At 71.9% G+C, this 25,515-nt stretch carries 23 protein-coding genes; 10 read left to right on the top strand and 13 right to left on the bottom strand.

Annotated features, from left to right (window positions below; genetic code table 11):
* Positions 1–32: 32 nt before the first annotated feature.
* The gene (locus tag AB0389_RS13700; RefSeq protein WP_366395559.1) at positions 33–1,232 is read right to left on the bottom strand and encodes a sarcosine oxidase subunit beta family protein; all 1,200 of its coding nucleotides are present in this window, start codon (positions 1,230–1,232) and stop codon (positions 33–35) included.
* Positions 1,233–1,341: 109 nt separating this feature from the next.
* Between AB0389_RS13700 and AB0389_RS13695 the strand changes: the two genes are divergently transcribed.
* Positions 1,342–2,025 carry a GntR family transcriptional regulator gene (locus tag AB0389_RS13695; RefSeq protein WP_366395558.1) on the top strand — a complete coding sequence of 228 codons (684 nt, stop codon included), beginning with the start codon at positions 1,342–1,344 and terminating at the stop codon, positions 2,023–2,025.
* Between the two features lie 6 nt (positions 2,026–2,031).
* Here the strand turns inward: AB0389_RS13695 and AB0389_RS13690 are convergent, their stop codons facing one another.
* The 3 genes from AB0389_RS13690 to AB0389_RS13680 all read right to left on the bottom strand — a co-directional run bounded on the left by AB0389_RS13690 (position 2,032) and on the right by AB0389_RS13680 (position 6,197).
* Complete coding sequence (locus tag AB0389_RS13690; RefSeq protein ID WP_366395557.1) at positions 2,032–3,807, bottom strand: ABC transporter permease subunit; 1,776 nt, start codon at positions 3,805–3,807, stop codon at positions 2,032–2,034.
* 6 nt (positions 3,808–3,813) lie between these two features.
* Entirely contained in the window at positions 3,814–5,337 is a 1,524-nt protein-coding gene (locus AB0389_RS13685) for an ABC transporter substrate-binding protein (RefSeq protein WP_366395556.1), read from the bottom strand.
* A 179-nt stretch (positions 5,338–5,516) separates the two neighbouring features.
* The gene (locus AB0389_RS13680; protein ID WP_366395555.1) at positions 5,517–6,197 is read right to left on the bottom strand and encodes a response regulator transcription factor; all 681 of its coding nucleotides are present in this window, start codon (positions 6,195–6,197) and stop codon (positions 5,517–5,519) included.
* 169 nt (positions 6,198–6,366) lie between these two features.
* Here AB0389_RS13680 and AB0389_RS13675 point away from each other — a divergent pair, with 169 nt between their 5' ends.
* Positions 6,367–6,555: a hypothetical protein gene (locus AB0389_RS13675; protein ID WP_366395554.1), complete on the top strand. Its 189-nt coding sequence runs from the start codon at positions 6,367–6,369 to the stop codon at positions 6,553–6,555.
* Between the two features lie 49 nt (positions 6,556–6,604).
* On the opposite strand, the gene AB0389_RS13670 is transcribed toward AB0389_RS13675, so the two are convergent.
* Together AB0389_RS13670 and AB0389_RS13665 are read right to left on the bottom strand one after the other, a co-directional pair.
* Positions 6,605–7,369: an SDR family NAD(P)-dependent oxidoreductase gene (locus AB0389_RS13670; RefSeq protein WP_366395553.1), complete on the bottom strand. Its 765-nt coding sequence runs from the start codon at positions 7,367–7,369 to the stop codon at positions 6,605–6,607.
* A gap of 100 nt (positions 7,370–7,469) precedes the next feature.
* The gene (locus tag AB0389_RS13665; RefSeq protein WP_366395552.1) at positions 7,470–8,405 is read right to left on the bottom strand and encodes an SGNH/GDSL hydrolase family protein; all 936 of its coding nucleotides are present in this window, start codon (positions 8,403–8,405) and stop codon (positions 7,470–7,472) included.
* Between the two features lie 365 nt (positions 8,406–8,770).
* Between AB0389_RS13665 and AB0389_RS13660 the strand changes: the two genes are divergently transcribed.
* From AB0389_RS13660 to AB0389_RS13635, 6 genes are all read left to right on the top strand, one after another.
* On the top strand, positions 8,771–9,289 hold the full coding sequence (locus AB0389_RS13660; protein ID WP_366395551.1) for a MarR family transcriptional regulator: 519 nt from the start codon (positions 8,771–8,773) through the stop codon (positions 9,287–9,289).
* Positions 9,290–9,419: 130 nt separating this feature from the next.
* Positions 9,420–10,130: a response regulator transcription factor gene (locus tag AB0389_RS13655; protein ID WP_366395550.1), complete on the top strand. Its 711-nt coding sequence runs from the start codon at positions 9,420–9,422 to the stop codon at positions 10,128–10,130.
* A 164-nt stretch (positions 10,131–10,294) separates the two neighbouring features.
* Entirely contained in the window at positions 10,295–11,536 is a 1,242-nt protein-coding gene (locus AB0389_RS13650) for a cytochrome P450 (protein WP_366395549.1), read from the top strand.
* Between the two features lie 53 nt (positions 11,537–11,589).
* The gene (locus AB0389_RS13645) at positions 11,590–11,787 is read left to right on the top strand and encodes a ferredoxin (protein ID WP_366395548.1); all 198 of its coding nucleotides are present in this window, start codon (positions 11,590–11,592) and stop codon (positions 11,785–11,787) included.
* A complete protein-coding gene (locus AB0389_RS13640; protein WP_366395547.1) occupies positions 11,784–12,974 on the top strand; it encodes an FAD-dependent oxidoreductase in 1,191 nt (396 codons plus the stop codon). The genes AB0389_RS13645 and AB0389_RS13640 overlap by 4 nt, the downstream gene beginning before the upstream one ends.
* A gap of 109 nt (positions 12,975–13,083) precedes the next feature.
* On the top strand, positions 13,084–13,923 hold the full coding sequence (locus tag AB0389_RS13635; RefSeq protein WP_366395546.1) for an SDR family oxidoreductase: 840 nt from the start codon (positions 13,084–13,086) through the stop codon (positions 13,921–13,923).
* A gap of 25 nt (positions 13,924–13,948) precedes the next feature.
* On the opposite strand, the gene AB0389_RS13630 is transcribed toward AB0389_RS13635, so the two are convergent.
* Entirely contained in the window at positions 13,949–15,349 is a 1,401-nt protein-coding gene (locus AB0389_RS13630; RefSeq protein WP_366395545.1) for an amino acid permease, read from the bottom strand.
* Between the two features lie 179 nt (positions 15,350–15,528).
* On the opposite strand from AB0389_RS13630, the gene AB0389_RS13625 reads away from it, so the two are divergent.
* Both AB0389_RS13625 and AB0389_RS13620 read left to right on the top strand, forming a co-directional pair.
* Positions 15,529–16,005 (top strand): VOC family protein, encoded by a 477-nt coding sequence (locus tag AB0389_RS13625; RefSeq protein ID WP_366395544.1) that lies wholly within the window; start codon positions 15,529–15,531, stop codon positions 16,003–16,005.
* 122 nt (positions 16,006–16,127) lie between these two features.
* Positions 16,128–18,347, top strand: a complete 2,220-nt coding sequence (locus AB0389_RS13620; protein WP_366395543.1) for an NADP-dependent isocitrate dehydrogenase — start codon at positions 16,128–16,130, stop codon at positions 18,345–18,347.
* An 88-nt stretch (positions 18,348–18,435) separates the two neighbouring features.
* Here AB0389_RS13620 and rbsD read toward each other — a convergent pair whose 3' ends face one another.
* From rbsD to AB0389_RS13590, 6 genes are all read right to left on the bottom strand, one after another.
* Positions 18,436–18,822, bottom strand: coding sequence for a D-ribose pyranase (gene rbsD / locus AB0389_RS13615; RefSeq protein ID WP_366395542.1), 387 nt, complete (start codon positions 18,820–18,822; stop codon positions 18,436–18,438).
* Complete coding sequence (locus AB0389_RS13610) at positions 18,819–19,772, bottom strand: ribokinase (protein ID WP_366395541.1); 954 nt, start codon at positions 19,770–19,772, stop codon at positions 18,819–18,821. Before AB0389_RS13610 ends, rbsD begins: the two co-directional genes overlap by 4 nt.
* Positions 19,773–19,870: 98 nt before the next feature.
* The gene (locus tag AB0389_RS13605) at positions 19,871–21,829 is read right to left on the bottom strand and encodes a substrate-binding domain-containing protein (RefSeq protein WP_366395540.1); all 1,959 of its coding nucleotides are present in this window, start codon (positions 21,827–21,829) and stop codon (positions 19,871–19,873) included.
* Positions 21,819–23,387, bottom strand: a complete 1,569-nt coding sequence (locus AB0389_RS13600) for a sugar ABC transporter ATP-binding protein (protein WP_366395539.1) — start codon at positions 23,385–23,387, stop codon at positions 21,819–21,821. Before AB0389_RS13600 ends, AB0389_RS13605 begins: the two co-directional genes overlap by 11 nt.
* Complete coding sequence (locus tag AB0389_RS13595) at positions 23,384–24,457, bottom strand: LacI family DNA-binding transcriptional regulator (RefSeq protein WP_366395538.1); 1,074 nt, start codon at positions 24,455–24,457, stop codon at positions 23,384–23,386. Before AB0389_RS13595 ends, AB0389_RS13600 begins: the two co-directional genes overlap by 4 nt.
* Positions 24,458–24,631: 174 nt before the next feature.
* On the bottom strand, positions 24,632–25,504 hold the full coding sequence (locus AB0389_RS13590; RefSeq protein WP_366395537.1) for a TauD/TfdA family dioxygenase: 873 nt from the start codon (positions 25,502–25,504) through the stop codon (positions 24,632–24,634).
* Positions 25,505–25,515 lie beyond the last annotated feature (11 nt).

The following is a 25,515-nucleotide window of genomic DNA, read 5'->3' as shown; positions in this document are numbered from 1 at the left end:
CTCCTCGGTGAGGCCTTCTCGGTGGGGCCTTTTCAGTGGGCCACGGCCGCGGCGCCGTGTTCGTCGATCAACGCCCCCGTGGTGAAGCGTTCGAGGGCGAAGGGCGCGTTCAGCGGGTGCGGTGCGCCGGTGGCGATGGTGTGCGCGAAGGTCCGGCCGGCGGCCGGGGTGGCCTTGAAACCCCCGGTGCCCCAGCCGCAGTTGACATAGAGGTTCTCGACGGGCGTGGTGCCGACGATGGGGGAGGCGTCCGGGGTGACATCGACGATGCCGCCCCAGGTACGCAGTACATGGGCGCGGGCGAAGACGGGGAACAGCTCGACGGCGGCGGCCATCTGACGCTCGATCACATGGAAGGAGCCGCGCTGCCCGTAACCGGTGTACGCGTCGACACCGGCGCCCATCACCAGCTCGCCCTTGTGCGCCTGGGAGACGTAGACGTGCACATGGTTCGACATCACCACCGTGGGGTGCACCGGCTCGTGCAGCTCGGAGACCAGCGCCTGGAGCGGATGGGACTGCACGGGCAGCCGGAATCCGGCCCGCTCCGCCAGCACACCGCTGTGTCCGGCGGCGGCGAGTCCTACCCGGCCGGCGTGGATACGCCCGCGATCGGTCTCGACACCGACGACCCGGTCGCCGTCCTTGAGGAAGCCGGTGACCTCGCAGCCCTGGATCAGGTCGACCCCCAGCGCGTCGGCCCGGCGGGCGAACGCCCAGGCGACCTGGTCGTGCCTGGCGATACCCGCCCGGGGCTGGAAGGTGCCGCCGAGGACCGGATACCGCGTGGTGGGCGAGACGTTCACGATCGGGCAGACCTCGGCGACCTCGTCAGGACCGAGCCACTGGGCGTCGACGCCGTTGAGACGGTTGGCGTTGACCCGGCGGGTGCCCTCGCGGACGTCCTGGAGGGTGTGCGCGAGGTTGAGGACACCGCGCTGGCTGAAGAGGAAGTCGTGGTCCAGCTCCGCCGGCAGCCGCTCCCAGAGCTTGAGCGCGTACTCGTAGATCGCCGCGCTCTCGTCCAGAAGGTAGTTCGAGCGGATGATCGTGGTGTTGCGCGCCATGTTGCCGCCGGCCAGCCAGCCCTTCTCCAGCACGGCGACGTTGGTGATGCCGTGGTGCGCGGCCAGGTAATAGGCAGTGGCCAGGCCGTGGCCCCCCGCGCCGATGATGACGACGTCGTACGAGGAGCGTGGCTCGGGGTTGCGCCAGAGGAAGTCCGTTGCCATCCGACCACCGTCCTGAGAGTCAACTGGGAGTCGACTGATGAGCAACTGATATATCAGTCGTTCTCCGCGGTAAGGTAGGGGAGCTCGCGGGACGGGTCAAGGGGGCCTCATGCGGTACACGGCGACCGGTGTGACCGATCCGACGGAATCCGGCGGCGGGGAACTGTCCCTCGCCGAACACGCCTACCGCGCCCTCCGCGACCGGCTCGTGATGCTGGAGATCCGCCCCGGCGCGCCCGTCAACGAGGACCAGCTGGCACAGTCGCTCGGGGTAGGGCGGACGCCGGTGCGCGAGGCGCTCAAGCGGCTCCAGCACGAGCGCCTGATCGCCACCTACCCCCGGCGCGGCACCTTCGCCACGGACGTCAACATCACGGATCTGGCCCATATCTCCGAGGTGCGCCAGGAGTTGGAACCCCTGGCCGCCGACCGGGCCGCGCGGCGCGCCACGGACCCGGCCCGGGCGGGTCTGACGGCCGTACTGGCGGACCTGGCGGGCGTGGAGTCCGCTCGCCACGACGCCGCCGGGCTGATGCGCCTGGACCTCCGGGTCCACCGCGCCGTCTACGCCGCCACGGGCAACCCGTATCTGGAGGACACCCTTATCCGGTACGACAATCTGGCCACCCGTATCTGGTGCCTGTTCGTCGACCGGCTGCCCGGCATGGCCGGCCACGTCGCGGAGCACGGCCCCCTGCTGGAGGCGATCGTCGCGGGCGACCCCGAGCGGGCGTCACGGCTCGCCCGCGGCCATGTCGAGGGCTTCGAACGGGCCGTCCGCGACGTCATCTGAACGGTATTACGCCGGCCTGTGGCGAACGCGTCCACCGCTGCCCCGCGAGGCCGCCGCGGTCACGGCGAGTACGGAGAGCAGCACGAGCGCGCAGGCCGGGCCCAGCACGGTCCAGGGCGCCAGCTCCGCGTACGGCTGGTTCTCCGACAGCAGCCGGCCCCACTCCGGGGTGGGCGGCTGCTCGCCCAGGCCGAGGAAGCCGAGGGAGGCCAGGACGAGGACGGTGGTGGGCAGCCGCAGCAGGGAGTTGCGCAGTACGGCGGGGAGCACCGCGGGCAGCAGGTGGCGGCGGAGCAGATACGGCCGGTCGGCGCCGATCACGATCGAGGCGAGCACATGGCCGCTCGCCCGTTCCTGTTCGAGCAGCGCGGCGGTCTGGGCGGCGTACGGGGTCCAGCCGACCAGACAGACCGCGCACGCGGCGCCCCAGACCGAAGGGCCGGTCACCGCGGTCGTCAGCAGCCCGGCGAGCACGGCCGGCAGCGTCGCCACCACCTCCGTCAGCCCCAGGCCCACCCGCGCCGACATACCGAGCAGCAGCCCGGTCGCCGCGCAGACCGCCGTCACCGCGAACGCCACCCCGGTGGTGCGCAGCGCCCCGTGGCCGAGGCGGGCCAGCAGATCACGGCCGAGCGCGTCCGTGCCCAGCGGGTGCGCGGCCGAGGGCGGCAGCAGCCGGGCCGCCGTGTCCACGTACAGCGGGTCGCGCAGCAGCCCCGCCACGACCAGGGCGAGCAGGACGGCGGCGCAGCAGCCGGCGATCAGGCGCGGCGAGCGCCGGTGCGGCAGGACCGGCGCGTGGAGCGCGGGCAGGGCGCCGGCCCGCAGCGCGGGACCGAGGAGAGCGCGGCGCAGGGCCTGGACGAGCGCGCCGGCGGCGACGCCGAGCAGGACGAGGACCAGCGCCGCGGTCTGGAGCGGCGGGAGGTCCTGGGTCATGGCGGCGTCCAGGGCGAGCCGGCCGAGCCCCGGTATGTTGAAGATCTTCTCCACCGCGACCGCACCGCCGACCAGCGCCACGACGGTCGGCAGAAGCTGCGGGAGCACCCCGGGCAGCGTGCGGCGCACCGCGTTCCTGGCGGTGAGGCCGGGCGGGAACCCGAAGGCGTACCAGGTCCGCGCCCACGGCTCGTGGAAGGCGGCGGGCAGATCCCGGTCGAGCAGACCGCCGATCATCGCCCCGGACGGTATGCCGAGAGCGAGCGCGGGCAGCACCATCGACCGCGGTCCCTCCCAGCCGCTGGACGGGAACCAGCCCAGCCACACCCCGCACACCGTGGCGAGCAGCGAGGCGAGCAGGAACTTGGGCAGCGCGGCGAGGACGGCGGCCCCGGTCCCCGCGCGCGCCCGCCGCAGCCGCCGCCGGGAGCCGAGGCGCAGGGTGCGGGCGCAGACCAGCGCGGCCACCACGACCGTCACCACGAGGGCGCCGAGCATCAGGGTCAGGGAGACCGCGAAGGCGGACGTGACCTGGGGCAGCACCGGCTCGCCCGACACCCAGGAGGTGCCCGCGTCACCGCGCGGCAGCCCGCCCAGCCACTGCGCGAAGTGCGTGAACGCCCCCTGGTCCAGGCCCAGTTCCTCCCGTACGGCGGCCAGCTGCGCCGGGGTCGGGTCCTGGTCGGCGGCGCGGGCCCGCAGCACCGTCAGCGCGGGGTCGGTACCGGACAGCCAGGGCAGCAGGGCGACGGCCGCCAGCAGCCCGGCGCCGGCCGCGACCCGCCCGGCGCCGGTGCGCCACCGGGCCGTGCGGACACCGGCGCCGGCCGATGCGGAGCTCATCCGCCGCTACTTGAGGTGGGTGTCGACGTTGACCAGGGAGCGCTCGCGGGGGTCGAGGAGTACGCCCTCGACGTCGGCGCCGATGCCCTGGACGACCTTCTCGTGGACCAGCGGCACCACGGCGTCGGTGCGCAGGATCTCGGTCTCGGCCCGCAGGATCTTCTGCTGCCGTTCGGCCGTACCGCCTTCCGCCGCGGCGGACTTGATGGCGCGGTCGACCTTGGCGTCCTTCAGCCCGGCGATGTTGTAGACGCCGTCGCTCGTGTAGTCGCTCGCGAGATACGAGACCGCGTCGCCGGTGTCGAGGAGGGTCACCCGGGAGAGGACGAGCGCGTCGTACCTGCCCGCGAGGAGGTCGGCCTCCATCTGCGTGTACTCGCGCACGTCCTGCTTCACGGTGAAGCCGGCCTTCTCCAGCTGCTGTTGCAGGACGGTCGCGGCCTCGGGCAGCTCCGCGCGGTTGGTGTAGGCGGCCAGGCGCAGCGTCCTGCCCTTGGTCTCCTTCACGACCCGGTCGCGGGGCGCGGCCCCGGTCCGGCCGGTCACCTCGGCGCGCTTGCCGGCCGCCCAGGGGACGGCGGGTCCGAACAGGCCCCGCGCGGGGTCGGCGTATCCGCCGAAGACCGAGTCGACGAGGGCGGAACTGTCCACGGCCTCCCGGGCCGCCGCGCGCAGCGCCGGGTCGGTGAAGATGCCGCTCGCGGTGTTGAGGACGAGGCTGTCGGTGCGTACGGAGGGCACTTCGTGACGGGTGTCCTTGTCCAGCAGCTTCGCCTGGGCGGTGGGGATCCACTCGGCGATGTCGACGTCGCCGCCGCGCAGGGCGTTGGCGCGGGCGGTGCCGTCGGCTATCCAGGTCACGTCGATGCCTGACGCCTTGGCCCGGCCGCCCCAGTACCCGTCGAAGCGGCCGAGGGCGGCCTTCGTCTTCCCGGTGAGCTTGGTGATCTCGAAGGGGCCTGTGCCGGTGCCGACCGGGCTGACGGTCCCGTCCTTCGCGTACGCCTTCGGGGCGAGGATGCCGAGCGCGGGGCTGGCGAGCCGCATCGGGAGCACCGGGTCGGCGGTCTCCGTGCTGATCACGACGGTGCCGGCGTCCTGGGCCTTCGCGGTCAGGGCCATATCGCTGAGGACGCGGGGCTTGACCTTGGCGGCGTTGGCGTGGTCGAGCGCGTCCACGACCGACTGGGCGGTGACCTCGGTGCCGTCCTGGAACGTGGCCTTGCGCAGTGCGAAGGTCCAGGTGGTGGCGGACTTCCGGGTCCAGGACTTCGCCAGCGCGGGCGCGGCGGCACCGTCCTTGTCGAGCGCGGTGAGGCCCTCGGCCACGGAGAGCTTGCTCAGCACGGTGGCGTCATTGCTGTACGGGGAGAGCGCCTGCACCGGCGGGACGGCGAGGGCGACCCTCAGCCGGCCGGCCGGTCCTCCTTCGGCGGTGCTGTCCGTGCTGTCCTCGCCCGACACGAAACAGCCGGTCAGCAGCGGGGCGAGAGCGAGCACCACGACGAAGCCGCGGGAGGGGGTGCGCATGAAGGGTCCTGTCGTGCGGGAGCGGAGGGGCGTGCCCCCGGCACGGCGGATGCGGCGACGTGGGGCCGAGTCAGCATATAAGGCAAGCCTTACCGAATGTCCCACCGGGTGGGTGAAGCTTCAATCACTGGGCCCCTCCTGCTTTCAATTACCGGGCCCCTCCTGTGCGGACGCCGACATCAGCCGCGGTGCGGCTTCTTCGGCTGAGGGGTGTCGCGCCGCTCGTTCAGGTAGGCCAGCACCGCCAGGACCCTGCGGTGGCCGCTGTCGCTCGGGGGCAGCCCCAGTTTGAGGAAGACGTTGCCGATGTGCTTGCTGACCGAACGTTCCGTGACGGTCAGGGCCTTGGCGATGGCCGTGTTGTCGAGGCCGGCCGCCATGAGTTCGAGCACCTCGCGCTCACGGGGGGTCAGCGAGTCGACGGGGGAGTCGCGCCGGCGGGTGAGGAGTTCGGTCACCACCTCGGGATCGAGCGCCGTGCCCCCGGCGGCGACCCGGTCCAGCGCGTCCAGGAACTCGTCCACCCGGCCGACCCGGTCCTTGAGCAGATAGCCGACCCCGCTCGCGCCCCCGGCCAGCAGCTCGGTCGCGTAGGACTCCTCGACGTACTGCGACAGGACGAGCACCGGCAGCCCGGGGATCTCCTCGCGCGCCGCGACCGCCGCGCGCAGGCCCTCGTCGCGGAAGCCGGGCGGCATACGGACATCGAGCACGGCGATGTCCGGACGGTGCGTCAGCAGCGCGGGCAGCACCTCGGGGCCGCTGGTCGCGACCGCCACCACCTCGTGCCCCGCGGAGGTCAGCAGCATGACGATCCCCTCCCGCAGCAGGGCGTTGTCCTCGGCCATCACCACACGCACGGCAGCTCCACTTCGCTCACGGTCGGTACTCCTGCGGGTCTTGTGACGGATGGGGATGGTGGAGCACGCTCCACCACCGGTTCGGGAGAGTGCTCCCTCGTGCCCGCGTTCCGGCGGCGGCAATGTTGTTCCCGAAAGGCCCCAACATGCCCACAGATGAGGAAAACCCATGAAAACGCTGCTTTCGTCGAGGCCGGTCCTCTGGTTCCTGTTTCTGTTCAACCTCGTGGTCGCCGCGGTCGCGCCCTTTGTCGTGGACGGTACGCAGGGCGTCATGACCAGTGTCGGCATGGGTGTGGTCTCCCTCGGCGCGGGCACCTCGCTCGTCCGGGACCGCGGCCGACCGCGACGGGACTGAGGCGTCCCGTCGCGGCCGGACCGCGGCCGGTGCGGCGGTGTGCCGACGGTCAGACGGCCGACCAGCCGTTGTCGACGGGCAGGATGGTGCCGTTGATGTTGGAGGCGGCGTCCGAGGCCAGGAAGACGATCGCGGCGGCCTGCTCGGCGGCGTCGGCGGGCTTGCCGGCCGCCACGAAGTACGGCCGGAGGGCGGCCGGGCCGTGCGCGTCCGGCTGGATGTCCATCTGGATATTGGTCGCGGTCGCCCCGGGAGCGATGGCGTTGGTACGGATTCCGTCGTTCCGGTACATCACGGCGAGGTTCTTCGTCAGGCCCGCGATCCCGTGCTTGGACGCGGTGTACGCCGCGCCGGCCGCGCTGCCGCGCAGGCTCGCCTCCGAGGCCGTGAAGACGATCGCGCCGCGGCCCTTGGCCAGCATGTGCGGGAGCGCGGCCCGCGTCAGCAGGAAGGGCGCCGTCAGGTTGATCCGTATGACGCGCTCCCATTCGGAGTCCTCGGTCTCGCCCGCCGCCGACATCCGGTCCATGATGCCCGCGTTGTTCACCAGGACGTCCAGGCCGCCGTGCGCGTCCACGGCCGTGGCGACGATCTCGTCCACCACCGCCTGCTCGCTGAGATCACCGATGACCGCGAGAGCGGTGCCGCCCGCGGCCCGCACGGCCTCGACGGTCTCCTCGGCGGTCTCCTTGTTGAGATCCGCGACCAGCACCTTCGCACCCTCCTCGGCGAAGCGCAGGGCGGCGGCCCTGCCGATACCCGATCCCGCTCCGGTGACGACGACGCTGCGTCCTTCAAAACCGGTGGTGCTCATGGGGTACTCCTTCTCTCCGCCGTGCGCGGATCGATCGATGGGTCGGGCCAGGGGCGGGCGCCCCGGGCCGTGGTCCTGGTGGTGCCGGCGGCCACGGTGCTCATGCCGCCGCGCTGATCGTATGCACTACAGCCTCGGCCATCCCGTCCTCACCACGCGCGTTGGGGTGCACCGAGGCCGCGGGGGAGCGGGGCACGAGGGGCTCGATCCAGCGGGTGTCCCGCGCCGAGCAGGCGTCGTGGCCGACGGAGGGCGTGTACGTGTCGACATAGCCGGCGCCGGCGGCTTCCGCCCGCTGCCGCAGCATGGTGTTGAGGTGCTGCTCCTCGCCGTGGAGGAAGGTGACGTCCCCCTCGGCCAGGCCCATTTCGCCGTCGCAGCCGGTTCCGCCGGGCGGCAGGATCGCCGGGTAGCCCACGACGTACATCCGGGCGTGCGGCGCCCGGCGTCTCATCTCGTCGAGGGTGCCGGACAGCCGTTCGCCCGCGGTGTCGATCTTCCGCCGTATCCCGTCGGCGCCGGTGGTGCCGTACGCGTCGCGGCAGGGCGCGTCGTCGTCCGAGGTGCCCGGCGCGCCACCGAGCAGGCCGTGGAGGACGCCCGCCTCGACGCACCGGGTGACCAGATCGGTGAAGCCCATGTCGTTCCCGCCGATCCCGAGCGTGACCAGCCGCGTCGTGGCGGACAGTGCCGAGATCTGCGCCGGGTTGGTCCCCCCGTCGGTGCTCTGCGGGGCGGAGAGGTCGGCGATGGCAGCGCCGCTGCAGCTCATGTCGCGGAAGTCGGCCGGGCCGATCCCCAGCCGCTCGGCGACCAGCGCCGGGTAGTTGTGGTCGGAGCGGTCGCACCCGGCGGGCAGCCCCGCCCGGCCGGGGATCCCGGGGCCGGAGGTGTACGAGTCGCCGAGGGCGACGTACGGGCCTCTCGGGGGCGCCGCGTCGACCGTGGCGTCGTCGGGCCGGCCGACGAAGACCGCCGTGAGGAACACACCGCACGCGAGCCCTCCGGCGAGCGAGGCCTGTCCACAGATTCTCATCGGGTCTCCGGTTCCCTGGTCGGCGGTCCTGCGCCGGTGTTCCGCGTCTTCCGGTCAATGTCCGGTCAATCTCCGGCGTTCAGGGTGAGTTCCCCGGGCCCGGCGGCGGAGCCCGTGGGCTCCGCCGCCCGACCCCGGGACCGCGCCGTTCCCCGTCCCCACGGGCAGGCGCGGCGGGACCGCCTCCGCTCGGGACGGCCCCGGTCCTTACGGTCACGGCGCCGGCCGGGGGTGAGATCCGGCCGGTGCCGGAGGTGACCGGTAGCGACTTGCTTGAGTCAGGCAAACATGTGTGAGTTACTTGAGTCAAGCAAGCTCATTTGAATTTGCTTGAGTTAGGCAAGTAAAGATGGTAAAGTGTATGCATGCCCACACCGCATCCCGTCACCGCCCCCCTCTCGACCGATGTGATCGAGATCGAGCGGGCGCTCAGCCGCGTCGCCTACCTCTCCAGCCGTGTCCGGCAGCACGACCGCCTGATGTCCCTGGTGGGGGTATCGCTGGACCGTGCCGCCGTGGCGCTGCTGCGGCAGATCGCCGACTCCGAGCCCCTGCGCCCCAGCGAGCTCGCGAACCGGCTGGCCGTGGAGGCGTCCCACATCACCCGCCAGGTGCAGCAGCTGGAGAAGGCGGGCTATGTCACCCGGGTCCCGGACCCGGACGACCGGCGCGCCCAGCGCATCCAGCTCACCGAACTGGGCCGCGAGACGACCGACCGCATCCGCCAGGTCAGCTACCGGGGGATGGAGGCGGCCCTGGCCGACTGGTCCCCGGAGGAGCTCCGGCAGCTGGCCACCCTGTTCCACCGGATGGTCGACGACTTCCTCGGCTACCGGGGCCCCGACCCGGAACTCCTGGCCGGCGACGACGAGCGCCCCGCCTGACGGCACCGCCCCGGGCCCCCGGGCCCGTGGCTCCGCCGCCAGGAGGTGCGGCGTGAGCCCCGCACGAAGCCGAAGCCGCGGCATTGCACGAAGTGGCCCTTCCGAGCCTTCCAGGTGTGGGGAGTACGGGTTGTACGGAACGCGGAGCGTCAGCGAGAAACCGTCGGTGGTCCGAGGGGACGGCCAGCGGGTGCTGGTCATCGTCGGTGACCAGGGGGTCTCCGAACTCCTCTGCACCACGCTGGAGCTGGCGGGATACCGGGTCGGTACGGCGCGTACCGGCACCGAGGGGATGGCGCGGATCGCGGGGGACCGCTTCGACCTGGTGGTCCTCGACGCGGCGCTGCCGGACCTGGCCGGCCTGACCAGGGGACTCCGGCCCGCCGTCGAGCGCCCGCCCGTGCTCTTCCTGACCGCGTGCGAGTACCTGGACAGCCTCGTACCCGAACTGGGCCCCGGCCACGAGGACTACGTGACGACACCGTTCCGGATCGCCGAGGTGCTGGCCCGCGCGCGGGTGCTGCTGCGAAGCCGCGACCGCGGCCCGGTCCGGCGCGGACCGTGTTACGACGATCTCGCCCTCGACGACGCCACCTGCCAGGCGTGGCGCGGCCAGCGCGCCCTCGACCTCACGCCCGCCGAGTACCGGCTGCTGCGCCATCTGCTGGTCAACGCGGACCACGTGCTCTCCAAGGAACAGATCTGCCGGCACGTCTGGGGCGAGGACCGCGCCGGCAACGCCATCGAGAAACTCGTCTCCCGGCTCCGCCACAAAGTCGACCAGGAAGGACCCTCGCTGATCCACACCCGCAGAGGTTTCGGCTACCGGCTCGGCCGCTGACCTGCCCCGACGGACTGTGATCGTCGTCACGTCAGCTTGTTGTCAGGTAACCGGCCGGAAGGCGTCAGCCCGCTCCGGTTGTATCTGCGCACAGACACACCAGAGACATCGGACCCCCCATCTCCCTCTCCGCCCCGGCGGAGACCCCCCACCGAGGAGTGAACATGGCCGAGACACAGACGGACCCCGCGGACACCGCGGACCAGCGGGGCCCCGAATTCCCGATGCCCAGGGCGGCCGGCTGCCCCTTCGCCCCGCCCCCGGCCCTGGAGGAGCTCCGCGACGCGAGCCCCGTCGCGAAGGTCCGGATCTGGGACGGCAGCACCCCCTGGTTCATCACCGGACACGCCCAGCAGCGGGCCATCCTGACCGACCCCCGCCTCAGCAACGACGATCACATCGGCGCCTTCCCGCACGTGACCGCCTACCGTGCGCAGATCGCGCCCCACACCCCGAAGATGATCGTCAACACGGACGCTCCCGAACACACCCGGCTGCGCCGCATGGTCAACGGCCCGCTCCTCCTCAAGCGGGTCGAGAAGATGCGGCCCGCCATCCAGAAGATCGTCGACGATCTGATCGACGACATGCTGGCCGGCCCCAAGCCCGCCGACCTCCTCACGGCGCTGGCGCTGCCCGTACCGTCGCTCGTGATCAGCGAACTGCTCGGAGTGCCGTACGAGGACCACGAGTTCTTCCAGCACAACAGCAGCACCGCCCTCGACCGTGACGCGTCACCGGAAGAGGCCCGCGCGGCGAGCACCGCCCTGTCCGGATATCTGGACAAGCTGCTCACCGAGAAGCTCGCCGCTCCCGGCGACGACGCGATGTCCGAGATGGCCGCCCGGGTCACCGCGGGCGAGATGACCCACACCGAAGCGGTCCACATGGGCGTCGCGATGCTCATCGCCGGCCACGAGACCACCGCGACCATGATCAGTCTCGGCACCCTCGCGCTGCTCCAGAACCCCGGGCAGCTGGACCTGCTCCGCGACAGCGACGACCCGAAGTTCGTCGCCGGCGCGGTGGAGGAACTCCTGCGCTATCTGTCGATCGTCCACTCCGGCCTGCGCCGGGTCGCCCGCGAGGACATCGAGATCGACGGTCAGCTCATCCGCGCGGGAGAGGGCGTCGTGGTGGAGATCTCCGCCGCCAACTGGGACTCGAACGCCTTCCCCGAGGCCGAGAAGCTCGACCTCACCCGCAACGCCCGGCAGCACAACGCGTTCGGCTTCGGCCCCCACCAGTGCCTGGGCCAGTCGCTCGCCCGCGTGGAGCTCCAGGTCGTCTACAGCACGCTCTACCGGCGCATCCCCACCCTGCGCCTGGCCACCCCGTTCGACGAGATCCAGTTCGAGGAGAGCGGCACCACCTACGGTGTCCGCGAGCTCCCCGTCACCTGGTAGCCACACCGCACCGGACAACCGCCACCCAGGACGAGGAACGAGGACAGAAGACCATGCATGTGGAAGTGGACGAACCGAAGTGTGTCTCGGCGGGCCTGTGCGTCATGAGCGCCCCCGACGTATTCGATCAGCGCGACGACGACGGCGTGGTGATCCTGCTCGAAAGTGACCCCGACGCCGCCCTCGACGAGGAGGTAAGGGAAGCCGCCGGCCTCTGCCCGGCCGCGGCGATCCGGCTGGTGGAGAAGTGAACCGCATCCTGGTCGTCGGTGCCTCGGCCGCCGGGCTCGCGGCGGCCGAGACGCTGCGCCGGGACGGGTACGACGGCGAGCTGACCCTCGTCGGCGACGAGCCGGACGCCCCCTACGACCGGCCGCCGCTCTCCAAGCAGATCCTCTCCGGGGAGTGGGAGCCGCACCGGCTGCCGCTGCGCCCCGAGGCCGACCTGGACGCACTCGGTCTCGACCTGCGCCTCGGGATCGGCGCCACCGGCCTCGACCTCGCCGCGCGTACGGTGCTGCTGGCCGACGGCTCCCGGGTGCCGTACGACGGCCTGATCGTGGCCACCGGGGTACGGCCGCGCCGGCTGCCCGGCGAGGGGCACGCGCATCTGCTCCGTACCCTCGACGACGCGCTGACCCTGCGGGACCGGCTGGGCCCCGGGCGGCGCCTGGTGATCGTCGGGGCAGGGTTCCTCGGCGCGGAGGCCGCCGCCGTGGCGCGGGGGCTCGGCTGCGAGGTCACCCTCCTCGAACCGGCGCCCGTGCCGCTGGCCCACGCGGTCGGCGAGGAGGTCGGCCGCGTCCTGTCGGGCGCCCACCTGGAGCACGGTGTGACACTGCGCACCGGGGTCACCGTCAGCGAGGTGACCGCCCGCGGGGTACTGCTCGCCGACGGTGAACTGGTCGAGGCCGACGAGGTGTTGGTGGCCATCGGCTCCGTACCCAACACCGAGTGGCTGGCGGACAGCGGCCTCACCGTCGACAACGGGCTGGTGTGCGACCAGTACAGCGCCGCCGCACCGGGGGTGTACGGCGCCGGGGACGTGGCCCACTGGCACAACCCGCTGTTCGGTACGCGGATGCGTATCGAGCACCGCACCAACGCGGCCGAGCAGGGCATGGCCGCCGCCCGCAACCTGCTGCACCCGGAGGCCCGCAAGCCGTTCGCACCGGTGCCGTACTTCTGGTCCGACCAGTACGACATGAAGGTCCAGGCGTTCGGATATCTGCGGGGCCACGAAGAAGTGACCGTGGTGGAAGGCGACTTGGACGAGCGCCGGTTCATGGTCGCGTACCGCACCGGCGACCGGCTGTCCGGCGTGCTCGCCGTCGGTCTGCCGCCGCGGGCGATCCGCCCCTGGCGGGCGGCCATCGCGTCCCGTACCGCGTGGGACGAGGCCGTACGGACGCCGGCGCCGGCCGCCGAGGTCGCATAGACCGCGGGGAGACCCGCACCGTCCGCCGGTCACCGGCCGGCGGACCCGGGGGCGCCGGAGTCAGGGCCCGGCGCCCCCGACCTTCAATCCAGCGCAGGGAGTTGCCCTCATGGTGGACCGTCAGCACACAGAGCCCCGCGACGTGGTCGTGGTCACGGGTGCGGGAGGCATGGGCGCGTCGATCGCGCGCCGGCTGGGCAGCGGACGGACCGTGATCCTCGCCGACGCCTCGGAACGGCAGCTCGACGTGACCGTCGGCGCGCTCACCGCCGAGGGATACGCGGTACGGGGCGTCGTCACCGATGTCTCCGACCGCGCCTCGGTCGAGAAGCTCGCGGCGACCGCGGCCGGCGAGGGCCGCGTGGCCGCCGTCGTCCACACCGCGGGACTCTCGCCCGCGACCGCGTCGGCCGCGGCGATCATCGACGTCAACATGACGGGTACGGCCCATGTGATCGACGTCTTCGAGACGGTGGCGACCCGCGGCACCTCGCTGGTGTGTATCTCCAGCATGGCCGGGCACTACGCGCAGATCGGCCGGGAGGACGAGTTCGCGCTCGCCACCACACCGACGGACCGGCTCACCGGACTCGGTGTCATCGCCGCCATCGGCGACGACGCGACCTCCGCGTACTGCGTCACCAAGCGCTCCAACCATCTGCGGGTGCAGGCCGCCGCGCTCGCCTGGAACCGCCTCGGTGCCCGGGTGAACACCGTCAGCCCGGGTGTCATCTCCACCGCGATGGCCAAGGCGGAGTCCGAGACGGCGTCCGGTGCGCACATGATGAAGATGCTGGAGGACTGCGGCGCGGGCCGCACCGGGACACCCGGGGAGATCGCCGACGCGGTCGCGTTCCTCACCGGCCCGGGATCGCTGTACATCACCGGTACGGATCTGCTGGTCGACGGCGGCCAGGCCGCCTGGATCCGCTGCCACCGTACGGCCTGACACCGCCCGGCGGTTCCGGCGCGTGTCAGGCGGCGCGCCGGGACCGCCACTCCCGTACCCCCGCGACCGCCAGCACCAGCGCCGTCGCGCCCAGGGACCACAGCAGCTGCGGACGTGCCGTGTCATCGGTCAGCATCAGCACGAACACCGCCGCCATCGCCAGCAGCGTCGCCCAGGTCAGCCAGGGGAAGAACCACATCCGCAGCAGGAGCAGCCGGTCCGGCAGCGCGGCCTGGATGTGCCGTCGCAGCCGCAGCTGCGAGACGGCGATCAGCGCCCAGACGAAGAGCAGCACCGCGCCGACCGCGTTGAGCATGTAGAGGAAGACCGAGTCCGGCCACTTGAGGTTCAGCAGCACCGACACGAAGCCGAACGCCACCGACGCCAGCACCGCCCGGCGCGGCACACCGCCGCCGCCCACCTTGAGCAGCGCCCTCGGCGCCTCGCCCCGCTCGGCCAGCGAGAAGACCATCCGTGACGAGCCGTACAGATTGGCGTTGAGTGCGGAGAGCAGCGCCACGAACACCACGATGTTCATGATCTGCCCGGCGGACGGCACACCGATCGAGTCGAGCACGGTGACGTACGGGCTCAGCCCCGCCCTCTGCGCCGTCCACGGCAGCACCGTCACGATCACCGCCATCGATCCGACGTAGAAGAAGAGAATCCGGAACGTCGCGCTGCGCACCGCCCGCGACACCGACCGCACCGGATCGTCCGACTCGGCCGCCGCGATCGTGACGACCTCCAGACCGCCGAAGGCGAAGATCACCGCGAGCACCCCCGAGATCACACCGTGCCAGCCGCCCGGCAGAAAGCCGCCCTGCCCGGTGAGATGGGTGAGACCGACCGGTGAGGTGTCCGGCAGGACCCCGAGGATCGCGAGCAGCCCGAGGACCAGGAACGCGACGATCGCGGCCACCTTCATGATCGCGAACCAGAACTCGAACTCGCCGAAGTTCTTCACGGTGATCAGGTTCGCGCCGGTGAACACGACCATGAAGAGCAGCACCCACGCCCACTGCGGCACCGAAGGCACCCACCCGTGCGCGATCCCCGCCGCCCCCGTCGCCTCCACCGCGAGCACGACCACCAGCAGGAACCAGTACAGCCAGCCCACGGTGAACCCGGCCCACCGCCCGAGCGCCCGCTCGGCGTGCACGGAGAACGAACCCGACGCCGGCAGCGCGACCGACATCTCGCCCAGCATCCGCATCACACACATCGCGAGCGCGCCCGCGATCAGATACGAGACGACGATCCCGGGCCCGGCCACCGCGATCCCGGCGCCCGATCCGACGAAGAGCCCGGCCCCGATGACCCCGCCGAGCCCGAGCATGGTCAGATGCCGCTGTTTCAGCCCTCCGGCGAGCGGTTCGGCGGGTGACTCGGCCGGCGACTGCGGCCCGGATGCTATGTCGTGCATGTGCGGTCAGACTGCTTTCGTGGGGGTACGGGAGGTGGACGCCCCAGTCTCCCCGGGCGCCGCCCTCGCTGGCAAAGTCATATACGCGGCGCGCCCGGCGATGAGTTTCCGCCGCCGCGACGGTCGGAATCAGCAGCGGGCGGAGACCGCCCCGCGCACCCGACGTGGAGGAGAGAACGATGCCCCGGATCACACCCAACCTCTGGTTCGACACCGAGGGCGAGGAAGCCGCGGAGTTCTACGTGTCCGTCTTCCCGAACTCGCGGATCCGCCACATCTCGTACTACGGGGAGGCCGGTCCCGGGCGGGCCGGCACCGTGCTGACCGTGGACTTCGTCCTCGACGGCCAGGCGTACACCGCGATCAACGGCGGCCCGCAGTTCACCTTCGACGAGGCGATCTCGCTCTCGATCGCCTGCGCGGACCAGGAGGAGGTCGACTACTACTGGAACACACTCTCCGCCGGCGGCGAGGAGGGCCCCTGCGGCTGGCTGAAGGACCGCTACGGCCTGTCGTGGCAGGTGGTGCCCGACGCCATGGCCGAGCTGCTCGGCGGCCCGGACCAGGAGCGCGCCCAGCGGGCCATGAAGGCCATGCTCGGCATGAAGAAGCTGGACATCGCGGCGCTGCGGGCCGCCGCCGACCCGGCCCCCTGACCGGGGCGGGCGGGGCCCTCCCGCCGGGCCGGGCGCCGGGTGGGCGGGGCCCTGTCCCGAGGGGCGGGGTCACGAGATATCTTGATGTCGAGCAATGTTGCAGACGTGGAGCGGAGCACCCGGTGACTGACTCGACCATCATCTATACGCACACCGACGAGGCCCCGGCCCTGGCGACGTATTCCTTCCTGCCGGTGGTCGAGGCCTACGCCTCGACGGCCGGGGTCGCCGTGGAGAGCCGTGACATCTCCCTGGCCGGACGGATCATCGCCGCCTTCCCCGAGTTCCTCGAGGAGAGCCGCCGGATCGACGACGCGCTCGCGGAGCTGGGCGAGCTGGCCAGGACCCCCGGTGCGAACATCATCAAGCTGCCGAACATCTCGGCCTCGATCCCGCAGCTGAAGGCGGCCGTCGCCGAACTCCAGCAGCAGGGATACACACTGCCGGACTACCCGGACGACCCGAAGACCGACGAGGACCGCGATGTCCGCGCGCGGTACGACAAGATCAAGGGCAGCGCCGTCAACCCGGTGCTGCGCGAGGGCAACTCCGACCGCCGGGCCCCGGCGGCCGTGAAGAACTACGCCAAGGCCCACCCGCACCGCATGGGCGCCTGGAGCCCCGAGTCGAAGACGAACGTCGCCACCATGAGCGCCGACGACTTCGCCTCCACCGAGAAGTCCGTGGTCATCGCCGAGGACGGCACCCTGCGTATCGAGCTGGTGGCCGAGGACGGCTCCACCACCGTGCTGCGCGAGTCGGTGCCGGTCCTGGCGGGCGAGATCCTCGACGCGTCGGTGCTGCGCGTGGCCGCGCTGCGTACGTTCCTCACCGCGCAGATCGCCCGCGCCAAGGCCGAGGGCGTGCTGTTCTCCGTACACCTGAAGGCCACGATGATGAAGGTCTCCGACCCGATCATCTTCGGCCATGTCGTCCGGGCCTTCTTCCCGAAGACCTTCGCCGCGTACGGCGAGACCCTCGCCGCCGCGGGACTCAGCCCCAACGACGGCCTCGGCGGCATCCTCAAGGGCCTGGAGACACTGCCCGACGGCGACGCGATCAAGGCGTCCTTCGACGCCGAGATCGCCGAGGGCCCCGCGCTGGCCATGGTCGACTCCGACAAGGGCATCACCAACCTGCACGTGCCGAGCGATGTCATCGTCGACGCCTCCATGCCGGCCATGATCCGCACCTCCGGCCACATGTGGGGCCCGGACGGCCAGGAGGCCGACACCCTCGCGGTGCTGCCGGACCACAGCTACTCCGGCGTCTACCAGACCGTCCTCGACGACTGCCGCGCCCACGGCGCCTTCGACCCGTCGACGATGGGCTCGGTGCCCAACGTCGGCCTGATGGCGCAGAAGGCCGAGGAGTACGGCAGCCACGACAAGACCTTCGAGATCCCGGCCGCCGGCACGGTCCGCCTGGTCGACGCCGCCGGCACCACCGTCCTGGAGCAGACCGTCGCCGCCGGTGACATCTTCCGCGCCTGCCAGGCCAAGGACGCCCCGATCCGCGACTGGGTCAAGCTCGCCGTCACCCGCGCCCGCGCCACCGGCGTCCCGGCCGTGTTCTGGCTCGACGAGAACCGCGCGCACGACGCGCAGCTCATCGGCAAGGTCAAGGCGTACCTGCCGGAGCACGACACCGAGGGCCTCCGGATCGAGATCATGTCCCCGGTCGACGCGACGGCGTTCTCCCTGGAGCGCATCCGCCGCGGCGAGGACACCATCTCCGTCACCGGCAACGTGCTGCGCGACTACCTGACGGACCTCTTCCCGATCCTGGAGCTGGGCACCAGCGCCAAGATGCTCTCCGTCGTCCCGCTGATGAACGGTGGCGGACTGTTCGAGACCGGCGCCGGCGGCTCCGCGCCCAAGCACGTCCAGCAGCTCGTCAACGAGAACTACCTGCGCTGGGACAGCCTGGGCGAGTTCTTCGCGCTCGCGGCCAGCTTCGAGCACCTCGCGCAGACCACGGACAACGCGCGCGCCCAGGTGCTCGCCGACACCCTGGACCGCGCCACCGGCACCTTCCTCAACGAGGACAAGTCGCCCAGCCGCCGCGTCGGCGGCATCGACAACCGCGGCAGCCACTTCTACCTCGCGCTCTACTGGGCCCAGGAGCTGGCCGCGCAGAGCGACGACGTACAGCTCGCGGCGGCGTTCGAGGCGTTCGCCAAGACGCTCACCGAGCAGGAGAGCACCATCGTCGGCGAGCTGAACGCCGTACAGGGCTCGCCGGCCGACATCGGCGGCTACTACCAGCCCGACCCGGCCAAGGCCGCGGCCGTGATGCGCCCGTCCGCCACGCTCAACCAGGCGCTCGCCACGCTCGCCTGATCCGCACGGAGACACACCGAAGGGCGGTCGCCCGGGACTTCCCCCCGGGCGACCGCCCTTCGCCGTGCGCGCGTACGCGGCTCATGGCTCAGAAGAACACGCCGCACCGCAGCAGGACGTTCGCGTACGGCCGCGCCTCACCCGTCCGTACGACCAGCCGCGCGCCCGCCGACAGCTCCTTCAGCTCGGTGTGTGTGACGAACCGCAGGTCCGGCAGGTCCGCCAGCAGCGCCGCCGCCGCCGGATTCGCCTCCCGCACCTCGCCCGCCGCCGTCGCGCCCTCCACCACCAGCTCGGCCAGCAGCCCGCCCAGCACCTCGGCGAACGACGGCACCCCGGCCACGAACGCCAGGTCCACCACGCGCGGGCCCGCCGGGACCGGCATCCCCACGTCACACACCAGGACCCCGTCCCCATGGCCCAACTCGGCCAGCGCGCCCGCCAGATGGCGGTTCAGAATCCCGGACCTCTTCATCGCTCCACCGCTTCCCCGCCCGCGGCGCCGGTCAGCGCCGCCACCTCCGCCGCCGTCGGGAAGGACGCCTGCGCACCCTCCTTGGTGACGGCCGCCGCCCCCACCCGCGCCGCGTAGCGCGCCGCGTCCGCCAGCCCCTCGCCGGCGCTCAGACGCCAGGCCAGCGCCGCCGTGAACGCGTCACCCGCGCCCGTCGTGTCCACGGCCCGCACCCGTACGGACGCCACCCGCTCCGTCCCACCGGCGTCCGCCACCAGCGCGCCCCGCTCGCCCAGTGTGATCACCACCGACCGCGGACCGAGCGCCAGCAGCGCCCGTGCCCACTCCTCGGGACCGTCACCCTCGCGCGCCCCGGGCGCCTCCGGGGTCCGGCCGAGCACCACCCGTACCTCGTGCTCGTTGAGGATCAGCGGATCGCACGCCGCGAGGATCCCGGCCGGCAGCTCCACCGGGGGAGACGGATTGAGGACGAAGCGCGTGCCGGGCGCCAGCGTCCGCACCACCTCGGCGACCGTCTCCAGCGGGATCTCCAGCTGTACGGAGACGACCCGCGCCGCCCGCAGCCGGTCGCCCGCGTCCGCGACGTCCGCCGGGGACAGCCGGGCGTTGGCACCCGGCGACACCACGATGCTGTTGTCCCCCGACGGGTCCACGGTGATCACCGCGACCCCGGTGGGCGCGCCGCCGCAGAGCACCCCGGTGGTGTCGACGCCCGCCGCGCGCTGCGAGTCGAGCAGCAGCCGGCCGTGCGTGTCGTCGCCGACCCGGGCCAGCAGGGCCGTACGGGCGCCGAGGCGGGCGGCGGCGACCGCCTGGTTCGCGCCCTTGCCGCCGGGATGGAGGGCCAGGTCCGAGCCGAGCACGGTCTCACCCGCGCCGGGGCGCCGTTCGACGCCGATCACCAGGTCGGCGTTGGCCGACCCTACGACCAGCAGGTCGTAGTCGTACATCACTGTCTCTTTCCGTCGTGGGGCGGACTCGCGGAGGCACCCGGGGGTGCGTGCGGTGGGTGTGCGGTGGGTGTGCGGTGGTGTGCGGTGGTGTGCGGTCAGGAGAAGTCGGCGACATTCTCCGCCGTGACCACCTTGACCGGCACCTTCACCTGGGCGGTCAGCTTCTTGTCGTCCACCGCCTTGATCGCGTTGAGCACCGCCAGCCGGCCCAGCTCCTTCGGCTGCTGCGCCACCGACGCGTACAGGGTGCCCGCCGCGACCGCCTTCAGCCCGTCGGGCGTCCCGTCGAAGCCGACGACCGGCACCGAGGTGCCCGCCTTGGCACCCAGCGCCTTGACCGCGCCCAGCGCCATCTCGTCGTTCTCGGCGAACACACCGTTCACATCGCTGTGCGCCTGGAGCAGGTTCGTCATCACATCGAGGCCCTTGGTCCGGTCGAAGTCCGCGGGCTGCTGGGCGACCACCTCGATACCGGGGTACGCCTTGATGCCCTCGGCGAAGCCCTGGCCGCGCTCACGGCTGGCCGAGGTGCCCGCGGTGCCCTGAAGGACCACGACCTTCCCCTTGCCGCCGAGCTTCTCCGCCAGCGCCCGCGCCGCCTGCCGGCCGCCCGCCACATTGTCGGAGGCGACGAGCGTCGCGAGGTCCGCCTTGGTCACCCCGCGGTCGGCCGCGACCACCGGGATGCCCGCCTTGTTGGCGGCGCGTACGGAGGGGCCCGCCGCGTCCGAGTCGACCGGGTTGATGATCACCGACGACATACCGCCGCTGGTGAAGTTCTGTATCTGATTGGCCTGTTGGGACGCGTCGTTCTGCGCGTCCGTGACCGTCAGATCGACACCCTGCGCCTTCGCCTCGGCCTGTGCGCCCTCCTTCAGCTGGACGAAGAAGGGGTTGTTGAGTGTGGAGACGGACAGCCCCAGCCTGGTCGTGCCACCCGAGGACGAGCCGCCGTTCCACAGCGAGATGCCGCCCAGGATCGCGGCCACCAGCACGGCGGCCACCGTGTACTGGACCGTACGGGCCCGCTTGCCGCCCGAACCGCCCCCGCCCGAAGCCTCGTTGGCGGCAGGCGTCGACCCGGCGCGGCGGCGTACGGTGTCCAGCAGCACCGCCAGCGCGATCACCACACCGATGACCACCTGCTGCCAGAACGCCGACACCGACAGCAGATTGAGGCCGTTGCGCAGCACCGCGAGGATCAGCGCGCCGATGAGCGTCCCGGACGCCTTACCGACCCCGCCGGAGAGACTGGCGCCGCCGATGACGACCGCCGCGATCGCGTCGAGCTCGTACCCCTGCGCGGCCTGCGGCTGCGCCGAGGTGAGCCGGGAGGCGAGGACGATACCCGCGACGGCGGCGAAGAGCCCCGACAGCGCGTAGACGGCGACCTTCTGCCGCTTGACCCGCAGCCCGGACAGCCGCGCCGCCTCCTCGTTGCCACCGATCGCGTACATCGACCGGCCGAGGTAGCTGCGGTTCAGGATCACCGCGGTGATCAGCCCCATCACGACCATCACCAGCACCGGCACCGGCAGCCATCCGCCGAGTGTGTCGCCGAGGTGGGAGACGGAGTCGGGGAAGGCGATCGGGGAGCCCTGCGAGATCACCAGCGAGAGCCCGCGGCCCACCGACAGCATCGCCAGCGTCGCGATGAACGGCGGCAGTTTGCCGTACGAGACGAGCGCGCCGTTGACCAGACCGCAGGCCACACCGGTGACCACGGCCAGCACGACCGCCAGCACCACCGGCACGCCCTCGGAGGTCGCGGCCCACGCCAGCACGGTCGCGGAGAGCGCCGCCACCGAACCCACCGACAGGTCGATGCCCGCCGAGACGATGACGAAGGTGACACCGAAGGCGAGGATCGCCGTGACGGCGGCCTGCACACCGACGTTGAGCAGGTTCTGCGTGGTGAGGAAGTCGCCGGACAGCAGCGACATCGCCACCACCAGGACCACCAGGGCGCTCAGCGCGCCGTTGTCGAGGAGTACGCGGCGGATCGCCGAGGCGCCACCGGCACCGTCTGTCTTCTTGAGCGTGTCAGTGGCCACGGGAGCCCTCCACCCCTTCGTCGTCCGTTGTGCGGGTCGTGTCGTCGTCGCCCGTGGTGCGGGCCGTGTCCGTCGCGCCGACGGCGAGCGCCATCACCGCGTCCTGCGTCGCCTCGTGCGCGGCGAGTTCACCGGCCAGCCGGCCCTGGGCCATCACCAGCACCCGGTCGCTCATACCGAGCACCTCGGGCAGATCGCTGGAGATCATCAGCACCGCGTGCCCGGCGTCGGTCAGCGCGTTGATCAGCTCGTAGATCTCGACCTTCGCGCCGACGTCGATACCGCGCGTCGGCTCGTCGAGGATCAGCACCTTCACCTCGGCGAGCAGCCACTTGCCGATGACGACCTTCTGCTGGTTGCCACCGGACAGGGTGCCCACCCGCTGGCCGAGGCCGGTCATCCGCACCCCGAGCCGCTCCGCGATCCGCTCGGCGGCGGTGTGCTGTGCCTTGCGGTCCACCAGCCCGCCGCGGGTCGCCGCGCGCAGGGTGACCAGGCCGAGGTTCTCCGCCACGGAGGCGTCCAGCAGCAGGCCCTGCCCCTTGCGGTCCTCCGGTACGAGCCCGATCCCGGCGGCCAGCGCCGCGCTCACGTCGTGGCCCGGCAGGGCCGCGCCCGCGACCCGTACCGTACCGGCGTCGTAGTGGTCGGCGCCGAACACCGCCCGGACGACCTCGGTACGGCCCGCGCCCACCAGCCCGGCGATGCCCACGACCTCACCGGCGCGCACCTCGAACCCGATGTCGTGGAAGACCCCTTGACGGGTCAGCCCGGCGACGCTGAGCAGCGGCTCGCCGGCCTCGGCGGCCCGGCGCGGATACTGCTGGTCGATGGAGCGGCCCACCATCAGCCGGACGAGTTCGTCCTCGGGGGTCGACGCGGGCACCTGGTCCACACTACGGCCGTCGCGCAGCACGGTGACCCGGTCGCCGAGCGCGGCGATCTCCTCCAGATGGTGGGTGATGAAGACGATGGCCACCCCGTCCTCGCGCAGCCTGCGCACGATCCGGAAGAGCTTCTCGACCTCCCCGGAGGTCAGCACGGCGGTCGGCTCGTCCATGATCAGGACCCGCGCGTCCAGGCTGAGCGCCTTGGCGATCTCGACCATCTGGAGCCGGGCGATGCCCAGTTCACGGACGAGCGTCCGCGGGGAGGTGGCCACCCCGACGCGCTCCAGCAGCTCGGCCGCGTCGGCGTACATCTTCTTGCGGTCGATCATGCCGAAGCGGCGCGGCTGGCGGCCCAGGAAGATGTTCTCGGCCACCGTCAGCTCGGGCACCAGGTTGAACTCCTGGTAGATGGTGGCGATGCCGAGCCGTTCGGCGTCCTGCGCGCCGTGGATCCGTACCTCCTGGCCGTCGACGAGCACCCGCCCGGCGTCCGGCCGGTAGGCACCGGAGAGCATCTTGATCAGGGTGCTCTTGCCGGCGCCGTTCTCGCCGAGCAGGACATGCACCTCGCCCCGGCGCAGATCGAAGTCGACGCTGTCGAGCGCGACCACGCCGGGGAAGGTCTTGCGTATCCCCTCGATACGCAGCAACTCGTCCGGATGGCTCACGGGTTGCTCCTTCGTACGGTGGTGTGCGGATGCGGATGCGGAGGTGTCTGTGGGTGCGGGCGCGGGTCTCCTGCCGGGCCCGGCGCGCCGCAGGAGCGGCGTACGACGAGCCGGGCGGGCAGTGTCACGGAGTCGGGAGTGCGGCCGTCGATGCGTTCGACCAGCGCCCGTACGGCGGCCCGGCCCAGCTCCTCGGTGGGCTGGGCGATGGCGGTGATCGGTGGATCGGTGTGGACGAACCACGGGATGTCGTCGAAGGCGGCCAGCGCGATGTCACCGGGGACGCTGAGCCCCCGGGCGCGGATCGCGTCCAGCGCGCCGAGCGCCATCAGGTTGTCCGCGGCGAACACGGCGTCCGGCGGCTCCGGCAGATCGAGGAAGCGCTCGGCGGCCCGCCGCCCGCTCTCCGCCTGGAAGTCGCCCTGGCCGATGTACGCGTCCGGCAGCGCCACCCCGTGCTCGCGCAGCGCCGCGCGGAAGGCGTCGACGCGCTCGCTGCCGGTGGTGGTGGCCGCGGGACCTGCGATGATCGCCAGCCGCCGGTGGCCGAGCCGCAGCAGATGGGCGACCAGGTCCGCGACGGCGCCGCGCCCGTCGGCCCGTACCACCGGCACCTTCACGCCCGGCACCCAGCGGTCCACGAAGACGATCGGCGTCCCGGCGCGGACCGCGTCCGGTATCAGCGGCGAGCCGGGGTCGGTGGGCGAGAGCAGCAGCCCGTCGATCCGGCGGTCCAGCAGGGTGCGGACGTGGTGGTCCTGAAGCTCGGGTTGCTCGTCGGCGTTGCCGATGATCACGCTGTAGCCGAGCGCCCGGGCCTCTTCCTCGACGGCGCGGGCGAGGGCGGTGAAGTACGGGTTGAGCACATCGCTGATGACCAGCCCCAGGGTGCGGGTCTGGTCGGTGCGCAGGGAGCGGGCCACGGCGTTGGGCCGGTAGCCGAGCGCGGCCACGGCGGCGAGGACCCGGGCCCGCGCGGCCGGGCTGACCGACGGATGGCCGTTGAGCGCGCGCGACACCGTGGCGACGGACACACCGGCCTCGGCTGCGACATCCTTGATGCCTGCCATCGATCGGTCCACCTCCTTGTGGAATCGATTACAAGGAGGATTGGAAACGATTACACGGAGCGTGGCAAGGGCCCGGAGACATTCCGAGACCGGATCGTGATGGAGGCGGTGCGATGGGGTGCGGTGTGCTTGTCCCCACCGCGCCGCCCCGGTGTGCTGTGGTGGGCGGGGGGTTCAGGCCAGGGGCCGCGCGCCCTTGATGGCGACGCGCTGCCCGTACCGCTGGTGCGGGTAGTAGTCCCAGGTCGCGTGGTGCTGAAGGCAGCGGTTGTCCCAGAACACCAGGGTGCCCGGCGTCCAGCGGACCCGGCAGGTCAGCAGCGGGGTACGGGCGATGTGCGCGAACAGCATGTCGAGCACGGCCCGGCTCTCGTTCGGTGTCAGCCCGGTCAGGTGCGAGGTGTAGGCGCCGTTGACGAACAGCAGCGGACGACCGGTCTCGGGATGCCTTACCACCACCGGGTGTTCGTTCTTCGGGACGTCGTACTCGGGCGGCGGTGTGACACCGCCCCAGGGCAGCAGCCCGTCGTGCACCGCCGTCATGCCGTCGAGGAACGCCTTCATCGGCGGCGACAGCAGCTCGTACGCCAGATGCATGTTGGCGAACAGGGTGTCGCCGCCGCTGCCGATCTCCGGGGTGCGGGTGATGTAGAGCATCGAGCCGAGCGACGGCTCCGCGTCGGCGGTGCCGTCGGAGTGCCAGCCGTCCCCGGCCACGGCGCGCGACGCGCCGCCGGCGCTGATCTCCAGGATGTGCGGGTCGGACCCTTCGACCGGCAGTGTCACGGGATGCAGCTCTCCGAAGTGGCCCGCGACGCGCTTGTGATCCTCGCCGGTCAGCTCCTGGTCACGGAAGACCAGCACATGGTGGAGGTGGAAAGCCCGCTTCAGTTCCGCCACTTGGGTGTCCGACAGCTTCTCCGAGAGATCGATCCCGGACACCTCGGCCCCGGTCACCGGGGTCAGCGGAGCGACACCGATGGTCTCGTAGACCTCCGGGGGCCGGGTGGTGATGCGTTCCATCGCGTCGAGTGCGTACTGTTCCATGAGGTCTCCCG

The sequence above is a fragment of the Streptomyces sp. NPDC093109 genome (assembly GCF_040701725.1).
Lineage (GTDB): Bacteria > Actinomycetota > Actinomycetes > Streptomycetales > Streptomycetaceae > Streptomyces.
Note: the sequence above shows the minus strand (reverse complement) of the source record. Positions and strands in the feature narration are given on the sequence as shown.

Excerpts from the sequence above, each read along its gene's own strand:
- AB0389_RS13700 (WP_366395559.1), bottom strand. The coding sequence starts at position 1,232 with ATGGCAACGGACTTCCTCTGGCGCAACCCCGAGCCACGCTCCTCGTAC.
- AB0389_RS13695 (WP_366395558.1), top strand. The coding sequence starts at position 1,342 with ATGCGGTACACGGCGACCGGTGTGACCGATCCGACGGAATCCGGCGGC.
- AB0389_RS13690 (WP_366395557.1), bottom strand. The coding sequence starts at position 3,807 with ATGAGCTCCGCATCGGCCGGCGCCGGTGTCCGCACGGCCCGGTGGCGC.
- AB0389_RS13685 (WP_366395556.1), bottom strand. The coding sequence starts at position 5,337 with ATGCGCACCCCCTCCCGCGGCTTCGTCGTGGTGCTCGCTCTCGCCCCG.
- AB0389_RS13675 (WP_366395554.1), top strand. The coding sequence starts at position 6,367 with ATGAAAACGCTGCTTTCGTCGAGGCCGGTCCTCTGGTTCCTGTTTCTG.
- AB0389_RS13670 (WP_366395553.1), bottom strand. The coding sequence starts at position 7,369 with ATGAGCACCACCGGTTTTGAAGGACGCAGCGTCGTCGTCACCGGAGCG.
- AB0389_RS13665 (WP_366395552.1), bottom strand. The coding sequence starts at position 8,405 with ATGAGAATCTGTGGACAGGCCTCGCTCGCCGGAGGGCTCGCGTGCGGT.
- AB0389_RS13660 (WP_366395551.1), top strand. The coding sequence starts at position 8,771 with ATGCCCACACCGCATCCCGTCACCGCCCCCCTCTCGACCGATGTGATC.
- AB0389_RS13650 (WP_366395549.1), top strand. The coding sequence starts at position 10,295 with ATGGCCGAGACACAGACGGACCCCGCGGACACCGCGGACCAGCGGGGC.
- AB0389_RS13645 (WP_366395548.1), top strand. The coding sequence starts at position 11,590 with ATGCATGTGGAAGTGGACGAACCGAAGTGTGTCTCGGCGGGCCTGTGC.
- AB0389_RS13635 (WP_366395546.1), top strand. The coding sequence starts at position 13,084 with ATGGTGGACCGTCAGCACACAGAGCCCCGCGACGTGGTCGTGGTCACG.
- AB0389_RS13630 (WP_366395545.1), bottom strand. The coding sequence starts at position 15,349 with ATGCACGACATAGCATCCGGGCCGCAGTCGCCGGCCGAGTCACCCGCC.
- AB0389_RS13625 (WP_366395544.1), top strand. The coding sequence starts at position 15,529 with ATGCCCCGGATCACACCCAACCTCTGGTTCGACACCGAGGGCGAGGAA.
- rbsD (WP_366395542.1), bottom strand. The coding sequence starts at position 18,822 with ATGAAGAGGTCCGGGATTCTGAACCGCCATCTGGCGGGCGCGCTGGCC.
- AB0389_RS13610 (WP_366395541.1), bottom strand. The coding sequence starts at position 19,772 with ATGTACGACTACGACCTGCTGGTCGTAGGGTCGGCCAACGCCGACCTG.
- AB0389_RS13595 (WP_366395538.1), bottom strand. The coding sequence starts at position 24,457 with ATGGCAGGCATCAAGGATGTCGCAGCCGAGGCCGGTGTGTCCGTCGCC.
- AB0389_RS13590 (WP_366395537.1), bottom strand. The coding sequence starts at position 25,504 with ATGGAACAGTACGCACTCGACGCGATGGAACGCATCACCACCCGGCCC.